The sequence below is a fragment of the Pseudoalteromonas phenolica genome (genome assembly GCF_001444405.1).
In the GTDB taxonomy this organism is placed as follows: Bacteria; Pseudomonadota; Gammaproteobacteria; order Enterobacterales; family Alteromonadaceae; genus Pseudoalteromonas; species Pseudoalteromonas phenolica.
In genome coordinates this window covers 969,050-983,692 of the sequence record NZ_CP013188.1, presented here as the reverse complement: position 1 = coordinate 983,692, position 14,643 = coordinate 969,050, and the positions used below count along the sequence as shown (strand labels likewise).

The 14,643-nt window shown below is 39.5% G+C and carries 14 protein-coding genes; 8 read left to right on the top strand and 6 right to left on the bottom strand.

The window, feature by feature from the left end; all coding sequences use genetic code 11:
* Window positions 1-4: 4 nt before the first annotated feature.
* Both minD and minE read left to right on the top strand, forming a co-directional pair.
* Complete coding sequence (minD, locus tag PP2015_RS21410) at window positions 5-814, top strand: septum site-determining protein MinD (RefSeq protein ID WP_058032511.1); 810 nt, start codon at window positions 5-7, stop codon at window positions 812-814.
* Window position 815: 1 nt separating this feature from the next.
* A complete protein-coding gene (gene minE, locus PP2015_RS21405; RefSeq protein ID WP_058032510.1) occupies window positions 816-1,079 on the top strand; it encodes a cell division topological specificity factor MinE in 264 nt (87 codons plus the stop codon).
* A 52-nt stretch (window positions 1,080-1,131) separates the two neighbouring features.
* Here minE and rnd read toward each other — a convergent pair whose 3' ends face one another.
* From rnd to PP2015_RS21390, 3 genes are all read right to left on the bottom strand, one after another.
* Window positions 1,132-2,259, bottom strand: coding sequence for a ribonuclease D (gene rnd, locus PP2015_RS21400; protein WP_058032509.1), 1,128 nt, complete (start codon window positions 2,257-2,259; stop codon window positions 1,132-1,134).
* A 51-nt stretch (window positions 2,260-2,310) separates the two neighbouring features.
* Entirely contained in the window at window positions 2,311-3,963 is a 1,653-nt protein-coding gene (gene fadD, locus PP2015_RS21395) for a long-chain-fatty-acid--CoA ligase FadD (protein WP_058032508.1), read from the bottom strand.
* Between the two features lie 118 nt (window positions 3,964-4,081).
* Complete coding sequence (locus PP2015_RS21390) at window positions 4,082-4,954, bottom strand: alpha/beta fold hydrolase (RefSeq protein WP_058032507.1); 873 nt, start codon at window positions 4,952-4,954, stop codon at window positions 4,082-4,084.
* Window positions 4,955-5,115: 161 nt separating this feature from the next.
* Between PP2015_RS21390 and PP2015_RS21385 the strand changes: the two genes are divergently transcribed.
* Complete coding sequence (locus PP2015_RS21385; RefSeq protein ID WP_058032506.1) at window positions 5,116-6,414, top strand: alkaline phosphatase; 1,299 nt, start codon at window positions 5,116-5,118, stop codon at window positions 6,412-6,414.
* Window positions 6,415-6,490: 76 nt separating this feature from the next.
* Here PP2015_RS21385 and tsaB read toward each other — a convergent pair whose 3' ends face one another.
* From tsaB to PP2015_RS21370, 3 genes are all read right to left on the bottom strand, one after another.
* A complete protein-coding gene (gene tsaB, locus PP2015_RS21380; RefSeq protein WP_058032505.1) occupies window positions 6,491-7,183 on the bottom strand; it encodes a tRNA (adenosine(37)-N6)-threonylcarbamoyltransferase complex dimerization subunit type 1 TsaB in 693 nt (230 codons plus the stop codon).
* Between the two features lies 1 nt (window position 7,184).
* Complete coding sequence (locus PP2015_RS21375; protein WP_058032504.1) at window positions 7,185-9,095, bottom strand: DNA repair helicase YoaA; 1,911 nt, start codon at window positions 9,093-9,095, stop codon at window positions 7,185-7,187.
* A gap of 84 nt (window positions 9,096-9,179) precedes the next feature.
* Complete coding sequence (locus PP2015_RS21370; protein ID WP_058032503.1) at window positions 9,180-9,407, bottom strand: hypothetical protein; 228 nt, start codon at window positions 9,405-9,407, stop codon at window positions 9,180-9,182.
* A 314-nt stretch (window positions 9,408-9,721) separates the two neighbouring features.
* Here PP2015_RS21370 and hisG point away from each other — a divergent pair, with 314 nt between their 5' ends.
* From hisG to hisH, 5 genes are read left to right on the top strand one after another with little or no spacing between them, the layout of a single operon-like run.
* Window positions 9,722-10,621 (top strand): ATP phosphoribosyltransferase, encoded by a 900-nt coding sequence (gene hisG / locus PP2015_RS21365; RefSeq protein WP_058032502.1) that lies wholly within the window; start codon window positions 9,722-9,724, stop codon window positions 10,619-10,621.
* Between the two features lie 5 nt (window positions 10,622-10,626).
* On the top strand, window positions 10,627-11,916 hold the full coding sequence (gene hisD / locus PP2015_RS21360; RefSeq protein ID WP_058032501.1) for a histidinol dehydrogenase: 1,290 nt from the start codon (window positions 10,627-10,629) through the stop codon (window positions 11,914-11,916).
* On the top strand, window positions 11,917-12,972 hold the full coding sequence (hisC, locus tag PP2015_RS21355; RefSeq protein ID WP_058032500.1) for a histidinol-phosphate transaminase: 1,056 nt from the start codon (window positions 11,917-11,919) through the stop codon (window positions 12,970-12,972). It begins immediately after the preceding gene.
* Between the two features lie 16 nt (window positions 12,973-12,988).
* Window positions 12,989-14,050, top strand: coding sequence for a bifunctional histidinol-phosphatase/imidazoleglycerol-phosphate dehydratase HisB (gene hisB / locus PP2015_RS21350; RefSeq protein WP_058032499.1), 1,062 nt, complete (start codon window positions 12,989-12,991; stop codon window positions 14,048-14,050).
* A complete protein-coding gene (gene hisH, locus PP2015_RS21345; protein ID WP_058032498.1) occupies window positions 14,047-14,637 on the top strand; it encodes an imidazole glycerol phosphate synthase subunit HisH in 591 nt (196 codons plus the stop codon). Before hisB ends, hisH begins: the two co-directional genes overlap by 4 nt.
* The last annotated feature ends 6 nt before the right edge of the window (window positions 14,638-14,643 follow it).

The following is a 14,643-nucleotide window of genomic DNA, read 5'->3' as shown; positions in this document are numbered from 1 at the left end:
TCAGATGGCAAAAATTATTGTCGTAACTTCAGGTAAAGGTGGTGTAGGTAAAACTACCTCTAGCGCTGCAATTGGTACAGGTCTTGCGCTTAAAGGATACAAAACAGCCATTATTGACTTTGATATTGGCCTTAGAAATCTCGACTTAATTATGGGGTGTGAACGCAGAGTTGTTTATGACTTTGTAAATGTTATTAACGGTGAAGCTAACCTTAATCAAGCACTAATTAAGGATAAACGAGTTGAAAAACTTTACATACTTCCTGCGTCTCAAACACGTGACAAAGATGCTTTAACGAAAGAAGGTGTCGAAAAAGTCTTAAATGAGTTGAAAGAAGAATTTGATTACATTGTTTGCGACTCGCCTGCAGGTATCGAAGCAGGTGCAATGATGGCACTTTATTTTGCTGACGAAGCGATTGTAACTACAAACCCTGAGGTGTCATCTGTACGAGATTCAGACCGTATCTTAGGCATTTTACAAAGTAAGTCACGACGAGCTGAACAAGGCCTTGAGCCTGTTAAAGAGCACCTGCTACTTACACGTTACAACCCAGAGCGTGTAAATTCGGGTGAAATGTTGTCTGTAGAAGACGTACAAGAAATACTTGCAATTGATTTATTAGGTGTAATCCCAGAGTCAACCGCTGTATTAAATGCGTCAAACTCTGGACAGCCTGTTATCCTTGATAATGAATCAGATGCTGGTCAAGCATATGCTGATGCGATAAACCGTCTACTTGGCGAAGTTGTTGATTTCCGGTTTTTACAAGTAGAAAAGAAAGGCTTATTCAAACGCATATTTGGAGGATAGAATGTCATTACTCGATTATTTTCGATCAGAAAAGAAATCAAGCGCATCGCTAGCTAAAGAGCGCCTTCAAATTATCGTTGCTCATGAGCGATCTAAACGCGGTACGCCTGATTACTTACCACAATTAAAACAAGATATCTTAGATGTCATCAGAAAGTACGTGAAGGTAGACTCTGATGCAGTTAATGTCCAATTTGAACAAAATGAGGATGATCTGGCAGTACTAGAACTCAATGTTACCCTGCCAGATGATGAAAAATCTTAATAAAAAAGCCTAGGCATTGCCTAGGCTTTTTTAATTCAAAATTTTTATATAACTATTGCCACTCAGCAAGAGCATCTTTTAAAAACTCCCAACGCCATGATTTTAATAAATCGGGTTTGAGTAACTCACTTCTGCTTTTGTCAGTATGCTTCCATTTCCAACTTATTAATTGGTTGATTTGTTTTTTTGATGCGAAAACTTCTGCGGGTATTTCAGTTTTACAAGCAACTTGCTTGATTTTAGAAGAAATGTCTTTTGCCGCTTTTTTATATTGTGGGTAATCAATTAAACGAAGTAATTTTTCAGGACACTGCTCAATATCAACAGATTTAGCTTGTTCTACTAATTTCAAAATTTCCTTACCAGAACGATTAACTTCCATTGCCTCAACACCAGGAATATTTCTCATAGATGAGATGTTTGTTGGTCGACGTTTAGCAATCTCGACCATGTTCTGCTCTTTCAAAACAAAGTTTAAAGCGAGATTTTTATCTTTTGCCTTACTTCTTCTCCAAGGAGCAAGCAGCTGCAAAGTTGCTAAGTCTCTAGGTTTAAGCTGCCATGCATTTTTTATATCTTGATAGAGTAACTTGTCGGGTAGTTCGTAAGAACGCTTTTCAATGACCAATTGGCTTTCTTCAAGCACAATTTCTGTTAAGCCCTTTTCAGAAATTTGTTTATAAATATGATTGAAGCATGGCAGTAAATAAAACACATCACTCGCTGCATAATCTAACTGCTTTGTAGTCAATGGTCGCTGTAACCAATTTGTCCGTGATTCGCTTTTATCAATCTCTATTTCAAGGATTTGTTTCACCATATTTGCAAAACCAACACAATTGCCTTCACCTAATAATTGCAACGCGAATTGGGTATCGAACATAGGAGTTGGTACAAAGCCTGCAAAATTGTTGAAAACTTCTATATCTTCGGAAGGTGAATGAAGTATTTTTAGTACATCTTCTGATTTCAAAACTTCCCAAAAATTAGAATAATCTAAAGCTGCTAATGGATCTATTAATGCTAAATTTTCTCCATCATAAACTTGGATTAGTGCAACTTCAGGATATAAAGTACGACGACGCATAAACTCAGTATCTAAAGCCAATACTGTTGCGCCACCAATTGCGCTTACAAATTCATCTAGTTGTTGTTGCTCTGTAATGACTTGGTACTGCACTTTCACTCCTAAGTCTTGGGTTATAAAAAAACCGGCTTTCGCCGGTTTTTATCAATCTTTTAAAGCACGTCTAAGAATTTTTCCGACGTTAGTTTTCGGTAACTCGTCTCGGAATTCTACTAGTTTAGGTACTTTATAATTGGTTAAATTATCTCGACAGTGACTTATTATATCTTTTTCTGTAAGAGATGGGTCTTTTTTAACAACAAATACTTTGACTTGTTCTCCGCTTACTTCATGCGGTACCCCAATTGCGGCAACCTCAAGTACACCCTCGTGCATAGCAACAATCTCTTCGATTTCGTTAGGGAACACATTGAAACCTGAAACTAGAATCATATCTTTCTTACGATCTACAATATAGAAGAATCCTTCATCATCATAAGTCGCGATATCACCCGTAGCAAACCAACCATCATTTAGACATTCGGCTGTTGCCTCTGGGCGATTGTAATAGCCTTGCATTACCTGAGGCCCTTTTACGCAAAGTTCACCAGCTTCACCTTTAGGCGCTTCGTCACCATTCTCAAGAATAATTTTTAACTCTGTACTTGGTGCAGGTAGACCGATAGACCCATTGTATCCGTCGAGATCATAAGGACAAATTGTTACAAGTGGTGCACACTCCGTAAGACCATAACCTTCCATTAGCTTACTCTTAGTAACGGCCTGCCACTTTTCAGCCACCGGACGTTGTACTGCCATTCCTCCACCTAGAGACATTTTCAAATTAGAAAAGTCTAAATCAGAAAATCCAGGTGTATTCAATAGACCATTAAATAAAGTATTCACCCCTGTAATAGCCGTGAACGGATACTTAGCTAGCTCTTTAACAAAACCGGCCATATCACGAGGATTTGTGATCAAAATATTATGACCACCATACTTCATAAATGTTAAGCAGTTCGCTGTTAATGCAAAAATGTGATAGAGAGGCAATGCAGTAATCACAACTTCTTTACCTTTATCAAGTACATTATCTAAACAGCCAGAAACTTGTTCTAAATTACCAACCATGTTGCCATGTGAGAGCATTGCACCTTTAGATACACCAGTAGTGCCACCTGTATATTGCAAAAATGCTAAGTCATCTCTATGAATATCTGGGGCTTTGTAAGCACCTGGGTCAGCGCTCACAACTTCATTAAAAGGAATTGCACTTGGTAATGAAAAAGGCGGGACCATTTTCTTGACACGTTTTACTACAAAGTTGACTAAATGCTTCTTTACGCCACCTAGCATATCGCCAATTTGAGTAAGTACTATGTGCTTTACGTTTGTCTTATCAATCACGCTCTCAAGTGTATTTGCAAAGTTTGCTAGAATGAAGATTGCTTTAGCTTCAGAGTCATTTAATTGGTGCTCTAATTCACGCGCTGTGTATAAAGGATTCACATTAACCACAGTGCAACCAGCACGGAGCACACCTAGAATACTGATCGGTGTTTGTAATAAGTTTGGCATCATTACCGCAACTTTATCACCTCGGCCCAACCCTAATGTATTTTGCAGATAGCTAGCAACTGCTTTTGTTGCAATATCAACTTGTTGATATGTCATCGTTTTTGACATATTGCTGTATGCAGGTAAAGACGCATACTCTGTAAAACTTTTGTCAAATAATTCAAGCAGTGAGTTGTAGTGCTCTGGATCAATTGTTTCAGGCATACCTTTTGGGTAACGCTTTAACCAAATTTTATCCACAGTAACTCCTCGTTTATCGTTCTTATTTTAATATTAACCTTAATCTATCTAAGGCACTTTAACAATTGAGCAAAAACTCTAATTTACCGATATTCCCATATTTTTCGATAATGTACAATCAAGTTTCATTATATGCGTCGAAATGAGATGAAATTGATTGTAAAGTTTGCGCTGCATTTTCCATATGACAATGATGACCACCCGACAATTCTTCGACTTTTAAATTAATAAAACATGATCTAAATAAATTAAATTGAGCATCTACCATTGGATATCCCTGCTTTGCCTTAATAAATAGTGTTGGTGTTTCAATATCTTCTAGACAAGACAAAGCTTGAGCTTTAGAAAACCTAAAGCCAGAATGCTGTTTTAATCTGGGGTCGGTTTTAAGTTTTACACCAGATTTAAAAACAGTCGAATTTCTATTCATTAAGATTTCAGCGTTTTTATAATCTAAATCAGAAGCCTTCATCCTTGCATTGATGACATCCTCAAAACTACTAAAGAATTTTGCTTCTTTGCTTTCAATAAGTTTGTTTCGCTGCCTAAAAGCATTCAATAACTGTTTTTTTGTTTCGCTCGGCTTTGTTGTTACAATGCCAATTCCATCTATAAGTGCCAATGCCGCAATGCGAAGCGGAAAACAAGCGGCATATAGATTACAAATCATTGCGCCCATAGAGTGGCCAATCAAGAATATTCTCTCAAAATTAAGTTCATTAATTAAAACATCTAAATCATATATGTAATCTATGAAGTAATAATGTGCATCTGAACTTTTCCATTTAGATTCACCATGACCCGGTAAATCTATAGCAAGCCAAGTATAGTCCTTAGTATTCACTTTCTCATTCAGCATGGGTTTAAAGCTGTCGCAATTATCCAGCCAGCCATGAACACAGAGGACTAAACTTTTTCCATTACCTACAATTTTCCCTGATAAACCGAGTTTTTTTAAAACACTTAGCGTATTTTTTTCGTCACTTGTCATATTTTAATTATTTATTAATCGCTTAACTGGTAATATCTTCCACTTACTTAAAACTAAAAGCAAAACAATTCAACAATCATTTGCTATGCCTTGAGTCGAATAATAAATAGTTATTTTAAGGTTTATCTTGTTGAACACACGGGAAGAAATAAGGAATACATATGAAGTACGCGATGAGTGCAGTAACTGCATCGTGCTTATTGGCATTCGCTAATCAATCTTTGGCTGCTGAAGCACCAAAAAATATTATCTATATGATAGGTGATGGTATGGGTCCTGCTTTTACCACCGCATATCGCTATTACTCGGACAATCCGAATACTAAACTGGTAGAACCCACTATTTTCGACCAGATACTCGTTGGTATGGCACACACCTACCCTGACGATGATACTTATGTTACTGATAGTGCCGCTGGTGCCACAGCTCTCAGCACAGCTATCAAAACCTACAATGGTGCGATTGCGGTCGATACTCACAAAAAGCCTTTAAAAACCATGCTTCAAGTGGCGAAAGAAAAAGGCATGCGTACTGGATTAGTATCAACTTCTCAAATAAATCACGCAACACCAGCAAGTTTTGCAGCACATAATGAATCACGTCGTAACTATGATGAAATCGCTGATGATTATTTCGACGTAAAAATTGCAGGAAAGCTACCCGTCGATTTAATGCTTGGTGGCGGCGTGCAATATTTTAAACGCAGCGACAGAGATTTAATTAAAGAATTTGAAAAAGCGGGTTATCAATATACGTCTGATTGGCAAAAATTAAATCAAATTGAACAATTACCTGCTCTGGGGCTATTTGCCGACAAAGCGTTTCCGCATGCAATAGATGAGAATCCAAACCGCTTAGAAAAAATGACGTTTAAGTCTTTAGATTTAATATCTAAAAACAATGATAAAGGTTTCTTTATCATGCTAGAAGGCAGCCAAATTGATTGGTGCGGTCACGCAAATGATATTGCATGTGCGATGAAAGAAATGCACGACTTTGCCAAATCAATTGAACTTGCTAAGGCCTATGTTGACCAAAACCCTGATACTTTGTTAGTTGTAACCGCCGACCATTCTACGGGGGGATTAACCTTAGGTGCAAATGGCAAATACACTTGGTTACCTGATGAAGTGAAAAAAGTGAACTCGTCTGTAATGACAATGACCAAATCACTACTTGAAGCTGATGATTTAAAAACCGCATGGAATCAACATACAAGTTTAGCGCTGAGTAAAGATGCGTTAGATTCACTTTCTAAAGCAAAACAAGACGGTGATGAAGCGCTTTACAAAGCCATCAACAAAGTGATCAATACAGCGACTTATACTGGCTGGACAACAAGCGGTCATACTGCGATAGATGTACAAGTTTTTGCTTATGGCAAAGGCTATGAGCAATTTATCGGGTCACAAAACAACACTCAAATTGCAGAAAAACTAATTAACTTTATCGAAAAGTAATTTATTGATAAATAATCAGTAGTAAAAAGCCAGAACACTGTTCTGGCTTTTAAATATTTAAGCTTGATAACGGGGATTATTCTCTGCCAGGCAGTTTTTTCCAAGTTACCGTATCTCTTACATAGTGCGGCTGCGCATCGGCAGCTTTAACTGTGTTACCTTTATCAAACTCAACTTCTGCAATTTTTAGCATGTATGCGGCATCGGGTAAGGTAATTTCAGAGATGACATCTAAATTTAAATCGGCGGCTTGCTCTGCATAAGGCTCCCATGCGGTTCCTACCGCAGTTAAGCCTTTAATCGACTCTGGTAAATCAGCAGGCGCACACACTACTTCATTTTCATCTATGTTTAATTCAGCGAGTCCAGTTTCAGATTTAAAATAATGAGCGAAATAAATCTCACCCATTCTCGCATCAATTCCCGTAATGACTGAATCTAGTTCTTTTTCTTCGAGTGCTTGCTGTGCCATTGCCTGTAATGTTGAGATCCCAACCAGCGGTAAATTAGCACCGTACGCCAGACCCTGTGCAATGGCAACACTAATACGAACACCAGTAAAACTGCCCGGTCCGCGACCAAATACAATGCCATCTAAATCTTGTAACTTACACCCAACTTCGTCTAATAACTCAGAAACTAAAGGCAAGACCTTTTGGCTATGTTGCTGAGGACAAACCTCAAAATGTTTAACTGTTTGACCATTAAATTGAATGGCAATGCTTAGCGCTTCAGTTGAAGCATCTAACGCTAAAAGGTTATAAGTCATATTATTCTATGTTCTCTAAAAACTGTAATGCGCTTTGAAAATCTCTTGTGCGGCGCATATTAGGTAAGCTTTGTAAAAATGTCTGCCCATATTTTCGCGTAACTAGACGGTTATCGCAAATGACAAGTACACCTTTATCACTGTGATCTCTAATTAAGCGACCGACACCTTGTTTAAGGTTAATGATTGCTTGGGGTAATTGGATGTCTTCAAAAGGCTCACCACCTGTTAATTCACAATCTTTCATTCTAGCTTGTAATAATGGGTCGTCAGGTGATGTAAAAGGCAGTTTATCGATTAAAACACAACTGAGTGCATCACCACGAACATCAACCCCTTCCCAAAAAGAAGCCGTGCCCATTAATACCGCGTTTCCGTGTCGAATAAACTGTTCAAGAATGATCCGCTTAGACGATTGTCCCTGCATAAACACGGGATATTCAGTAGCTGTACTTAACCCCTCATAAACTAAGTGCATGACTCGATAACTTGTGAAAAGTAAAAATGTACGCCCTTTTGCTGCCTTTATAAGCTCTTTGGCGAGTTTTACCAAGCTATGAGGCATCATATCATCACTGGTTTCCGGCAAATATCTAGGCATACATAACACCGCCTGATTTTCATAATCAAACGGACTTTCTACCAATAATTGATGCTTCGGCTTTAAACCTAAGCTCTTATTAAAATGATCTAACGAGTCATTTACTGATAGGGTCGCAGATGCAAAAGTAAAACTCGCTTGCGTACGCTCTATAATTTCTTTGAATTTATTTGCGACGTTCAAGGGTGTGATATTAATTGTTAAGAAACGTCGCGTTGTCTCGTACCAATAGCTGTAACCCGTCTGTGTGGTATCAAATGCGCGCTCTAATTGGTTTTTGAACTGCAACACTTTTTCAAATGGATGTTCAATTTTGTCGCTTCTATCCAGGCAAAGTTTTAAGACTTTATACAAGAAATCTAAATCTGAAATGACACGGTGCAGCGCATCGCAAATGGTTTTGCTGGTTAAAGATTCTCGCCAATCTCCCCGAGAACTTTCGCCTGCAAAAGCCAGTCGAAGATCGGCAACTGCCGTTTCTAACTTATTGAGTGTATTGCCCAATTGCAACATGTCTGGAATATCAGAACGGTAGATTAAACGCAGATCATTGATCAAAGCCACCAGCTGTTTGGTACTTATACTGTCACCAAAGTAATCACTGGCAATTTCGGGAATTTGGTGTGCTTCATCAAAAATATAATTATCAGCGTCAGGCATAAGTTCAGCAAAGCCAGAATCTTTCACCGCCATATCTGCGAAGAATAAGTGATGATTGATCACCACAATATCAGCTTCCATGGCTTTAATACGCGCTTTTCTTATGTAGCATTCAGCGAAATCAGGGCACTCTTTACCTAAACAGTTATCCGCCGTAGAGTTTACGTAAGGTAATACTTTGGCATCTTCTTCAATACCAACACAATCGGCTAAATCACCCGTGTTAGTTTGTGAGGCAAACTTAGCAACCATGGCAAGTTGGTGCATCACATCAGGATCATCGGTTGGTACATGTGCAACATGCTGATCAAGCCGATAGGTGCAAAGATAGTTTGCTCGCCCTTTTAACAGAGCAACTTTTCGTCCTTTATTCAGAATTTTAGCAAGTTGCGGTAAATCTCGATGGTAAAGCTGTTCTTGCAGTGCTTTAGACCCTGTTGAGATGATCGATTTTTTATCGCTGAGTAACACTGGAATTAAATACGCGAATGTTTTACCCGTACCAGTCCCTGCCTCGACTACACATTGAGATTTATTTTCTATTGCGGCATGCACCATCTCAGCCATCTCAATTTGTGGCTGTCTAGGTATGTATCCAGGAATATTTAAAGCTAATGGACCTGATTCTGAAAAAAGCGTTTTAATTTGCAAGAAATGACTACGGCAGTGTTTTTTGCAATTGTACGGTTAAGTGTTTAGATGAGCAACCGAGTGTTTTAAAACATAAAGAATATGTTACGCCCATATATCTAAATGCTTACCGTCTTCCACGTCGTTTTCATTTTGTTTTTGCTTTTTATTGGTTGATTGCTCGTTGAGTTTTCTTTTTACGTCTTCTTTTTTGGCTTTATCGAGTTTTATTTTTTCAACTTTATTATCTATAACACCTGCAACATAAAAGGTCGGCTTATGTGACACCTCAAGTCTAATTATGTTATTTAACAATGGTTTAAACACATCCATCTCGTTCTCCAGAATGTCTGTACCTACTTCTTATTATCGACAGTTATAATTTATACTTTAAAAAATTCAAAATTTTAGTTGCACTGAAACCGTAAAATATGTTCTTCTAATTAAGTTATCAAAATTGATTAAGAGAATTTACATGTTTATTACACTGACAACTATTCATCATCACCATCATACACCCGAATAGCCTGTCAGGTCTTTCGCTGGTGGGTTATTCCTAAAAGGAACCTCCCGGCGACTCAGCTCAGAATTTATATCGCCCCGAGGTTCCCTCGGGGTTTTTCGTTTTAGAACAAAGGATATAAATTATGAGTACTAACAATCGTTTAAGAATCGCAATTCAAAAATCAGGCAGACTTTCAAAAGATTGCCAAGAACTTCTCAAGCAACTAGGTGTTAAATTAAACCTTCGTGAACAACGCTTAATTGCACACTCAACCAATATGCCAATCGATGTTTTACGTGTTCGTGATGACGATATTCCAGGTCTTGTTATGGACGGTGTATGTGACCTAGGTATCGTTGGCGAAAACGTACTCGAAGAAACACAAGCTGAGCGTCAGAGTCTAAACCAATATTCTGAAGTACTGAAACTGTCTAAGTTAGATTTTGGTTATTGCCGCCTTGCACTTGCATGGCCACAAGAGCTTGGTCCGCAAGATAAGTCATGGTTTGAAGGCAAGCGTATTGCAACAACTTACCCTGAAATTCTAAAAGGCTACCTAAAACGTGAAGGCATTAACGCAAGCGCGGTAATGCTAACAGGCTCTGTAGAAGTCGCTCCTCGTGCTGGACTTGCTGATGCAATCTGTGATCTCGTTTCTACTGGCGCAACACTTGAAGCAAACGGCTTAATGCAAGGTGATACTATTCTTGAATCAAATGCATGCCTTATTCAAAACCCAAAACTTAACGATGAAGATAAGCTGGCACTAATCAATAAATTAATGCCGCGCTTAAAAGGTGTTAAGCAAGCCAAAGAAAGTAAGTACATCATGCTTCACGCGCCTAAAGCAAAATTAACCGAAGTGTGTGAACTACTGCCAGGTACTGGTCAGCCTACCCTACTATCACTTGCTGGCTCTGACGATTATGTGGCGCTACACATGGTTAGCAGCGAAACACTATTCTGGGAAACCATGGAAGAGCTAAAGGCACTTGGTGCAAACTCTATCCTCGTTATGCCAATTGAAAAAATGATGGAGTAACAACTGTGTTTAAATGGAATGAGGGTTCTCAATCAGCACAGGCAGCAATTTTAGAAAGACCTGCAGTTACAGCCAGTGAGTCGATTGAGAAGCAAACACAAGCGATAATTAATGATGTCATTGCTAACGGTGACAACGCATTACTTGAGTTTGCTAAAAAGTTCGACAAACGTGAACAGCCTCGTTTACGTGTGCCGAGCGAAGAAATAGCGCAAAGTGAAGACTTGCTTGAGCCGTCTTTAAAGCAAGCCATTGATTTAGCTTATAGCAACATCAAAGCGTTTCACCAACAGCAACAACCGGTGTCTAAAAAGATTGAAACCGCACCGGGCGTGGTGTGTGAATTAAAATTTGAAGCGATTGATGCTATAGGCCTTTATGTACCCGGTGGCAGTGCGCCACTGCCTTCTTCTGTTTTAATGCAAGGCGTGTGTGCACAGCTATCTGGTGCCACAACTGTGGTATTAGCAACGCCAGTGAATGGTAATGAGCGCATCCACCCTGCCATTTTATATGCAGCTAAACTATGCGGGATCACCACTATCATCGAAAGTGGTGGCGCAGGTGTTATCGCGGCTATGGCCTATGGCACCGAGTCTGTCCCTAAGGTAAATAAAGTATTTGGTCCTGGTAATAGCTATGTAACCATGGCCAAACAACTGCTTAGTCAGTCTGTACCTGGGTTTGCGATTGATATGCCTGCAGGCCCTTCTGAAGTTATGGTCATTGCTGATGAGCGTGCAAATCCAGCTTTTATCGCCGCTGATTTACTCTCTCAAGCAGAGCACGGCCGTGATTCTCAAGTGTTGCTTGTATGTAATAGCGAAGAAATCATTGCCCTAACACAGCAGCAAATTGAGCTTCAACTTGAAGCCTTATCTCGTGCAGATATCGCACGTGCGGCGCTAGAGAACAGTGCCTTGATATTAGTCGATGACATGGGACAGGCGTTTGACGTTTCTGCCAAATATGGTCCTGAACACCTTATTTTACAAATTGACCAAGCCGACCAATATGTCGGGTTAGTTAAAAATGCAGGATCTGTGTTTGTTGGTGATTATACGCCTGAGTCTGCGGGAGACTATGCCTCTGGTACAAATCACGTATTACCAACTTATGGCTACAGTAAAGTCTACTCAAGTCTTAATTTAATGGACTTCTATAGAACATATACTGTGCAAAGTATTACCCCTTCGGGTTTAGTGAATTTAAGCAAAGCGATTTTACCGCTTGCTGATGCAGAAGGATTAGACGCACACGCCAATGCCGTTAAAGTGCGTTTGGAGAATTTGTAAATGAGTGATGTGATCACCACGCTGTTACCAAAGAATATCAATGAGCTAAAAGCGTATAGCTCAGCTAAAAGCATGAAACTAACGGGTTCAACTTGGTTAAATGCAAATGAAAGCCCGTATGCTAAGACTTTTGACGTAAGTCTAGATAACTTGAATCGTTATCCTGATCCTCAACCGCAAGCAGTGATTGATGCATACGCTGATTATGCAGGCGTAAGCGAAGAAAATGTATTAATGACACGCGGTGCTGACGAAGGAATAGAGCTGTTAGTTAGAACTTTCTGCGAGCCGGGCAAAGATTCAATCAGTATTTTTGCACCAACTTACGGCATGTATAAAGTCACGGCTGATACACACAACGTCGCATTGAATGTATTGAGCCAAGAGCAACTAATTAATGACGATAAAACCACAATTAGCGAAGCGTGTGCGCTATCAAAACTGGTTTTTATTTGTAATCCAAATAATCCGACCGGCGCAATTTTACCTGTAGAGAAAATTGCTGAAATCGCGGATGAATTGTCTGGTAAGGCTATTGTTGTTGTAGATGAAGCTTATATTGAATTTTGTGAAGCATATTCTTCTGTCAGTCTGTTACAAGATTTCAATAATATTGTTGTCTTAAGAACACTTTCTAAGGCTTTTGCTTTAGCAGGTCTAAGAACGGGTTTCATGCTTTCTAACAGCGAACTATTGAATATCGTCAGAAAGGTCATCGCACCTTACCCAGTTTCGACTTTGGTTGCTGCCATAGCAGCACAAGCATTAAGTAAAGATGCCATCACTCAAGTAAAACGCCAAGTGCAAATTTTAAATGCAGCGAAAGCTGAGCTTTCATTAGCACTTAAAAACAGCAAGCAAGTAGCCGCTGTGTTAGACAGCTATGCAAACTTTGTCACTATCCGTTTAAAAGACAAAGCAGCCATTGATGTTGCCATGCAATCTGGTTTGATAATGCGCCCATTTGTATTATTCGACCAAGATGATTGGATTAGAATTTCGATCGGCACAGAGCAAGAATTACAACAAGTCACCGACTGGCTTAATGGCCTATAAGTAGTAAGGAATAAAAATGAGTCAACCATATCTATTTATCGACCGAGACGGCACATTAATTGATGAGCCAATCACGGATAAACAAGTCGACAGCCTAGAAAAGCTAGTACTACTGCCAAATGTTATTCCTGCGCTTTTACAACTTCAAGCTGCAGGTTACCGCTTAGTAATGGTGTCAAACCAAGATGGCTTAGGCACTGATAGTTTCCCAACCGCTGACTTCGATGTTGCACAAGACAAGATGATGGAAATTTTTTCATCACAAGGGATCAAGTTCGATGACGTTTTAATCTGCCCACACTTCGATGAAGATAACTGTAATTGTCGAAAACCGAAAACGGGATTACTTACAGAATTAATGCGCTCAGGAAAAGTCGATCTTGCTAAGTCATATGTCATTGGTGACCGTCAAACTGATTTAGGCCTTGCTGATAACTTGTGTATTCAAGGTATTCTGTACGAAGGTGACTGGCCGCAAATTGTTACTCAATTAACCACTCAGAATCGTGAAGCATCAGTAACGCGCAACACCAAAGAAACACAAATTGATGTTGCTGTTAATCTTGACCGAGGCGTTAGCGGAGAAATTTCTACAGGGTTAGGTTTCTTTGATCACATGTTGGATCAAATAAGAACCCACGCCAATATCTACCTTAATATTAAAGCCTCTGGCGACTTACACATAGACGAGCACCACTTGGTTGAAGACATCGGTATCGCGCTTGGCCAAGTTGTAAAACAAGCCCTTGGTACAAAAACGCAAATTAACCGTTATGGTTTTGCGCTGCCAATGGATGAATGCAAAGCTGAATGTCAGATTGATTTATCGGGCCGCGCCTCATTTGTACTCAATGCTGATTTCTCTCGTGAAAAAGTCGGGGACTTAGATGTACAAATGGTCGAGCACTTCTTTAAGTCTTTCTCTGATAATGCTGCTGTGAGTTTGATCTTGTCCGTATCAGAGGGTAATTGTCACCACCAAGTAGAAGGGTTATTTAAAGCTTTCTCAAGAGCATTACGTGTGGCAATCCAAAAGGATGCAAGCCAGTTAACAGCAAGTTCTAAGGGGTGTTTATGATAGCCATTATAAACACCGGCTGTGCCAATATTAACTCTGTGCGTTTTGCGTTTGACCGCCTAGGCGCTAATCCAGAAATTATTACAGACCCTGAACAATTAGCACAATTTGACAGAGCAATTTTGCCTGGTGTTGGCCACGCGTCTGTTGCCATGAAGCGTTTACTTGATAATGGTTGGCAGCAAGCCATCGATGAATATCAAAAGCCATTAATGGGCATATGTCTAGGTATGCAGCTTTTGTGTGAAAAGACTTCTGAAGGTGACGTTAACTGCTTGAACAAGATCCCTGGTGCTGTAACTGAGCTTGAAGTAGGCAATTTAACTGCACCGCACATGGGCTGGAATAATTTGGTAATTGAAAAACCTCACGCGTTAACTCAAGGGATCACTACAAAAGATCAAGTGTACTTTGTGCATAGCTTTGCACACAGTGTGAATGACTTCACCTTAGCATCTGGCGAATATGGTCAAACCTTTTCTGCCATCGTCTGTAAAGACAACTACGCAGGGATGCAATTTCACCCTGAAAAAAGTGCACAAGTCGGCGCAAAGCTTTTAACAAACTTTTTAAATTGGAATGTATAGGCAGAG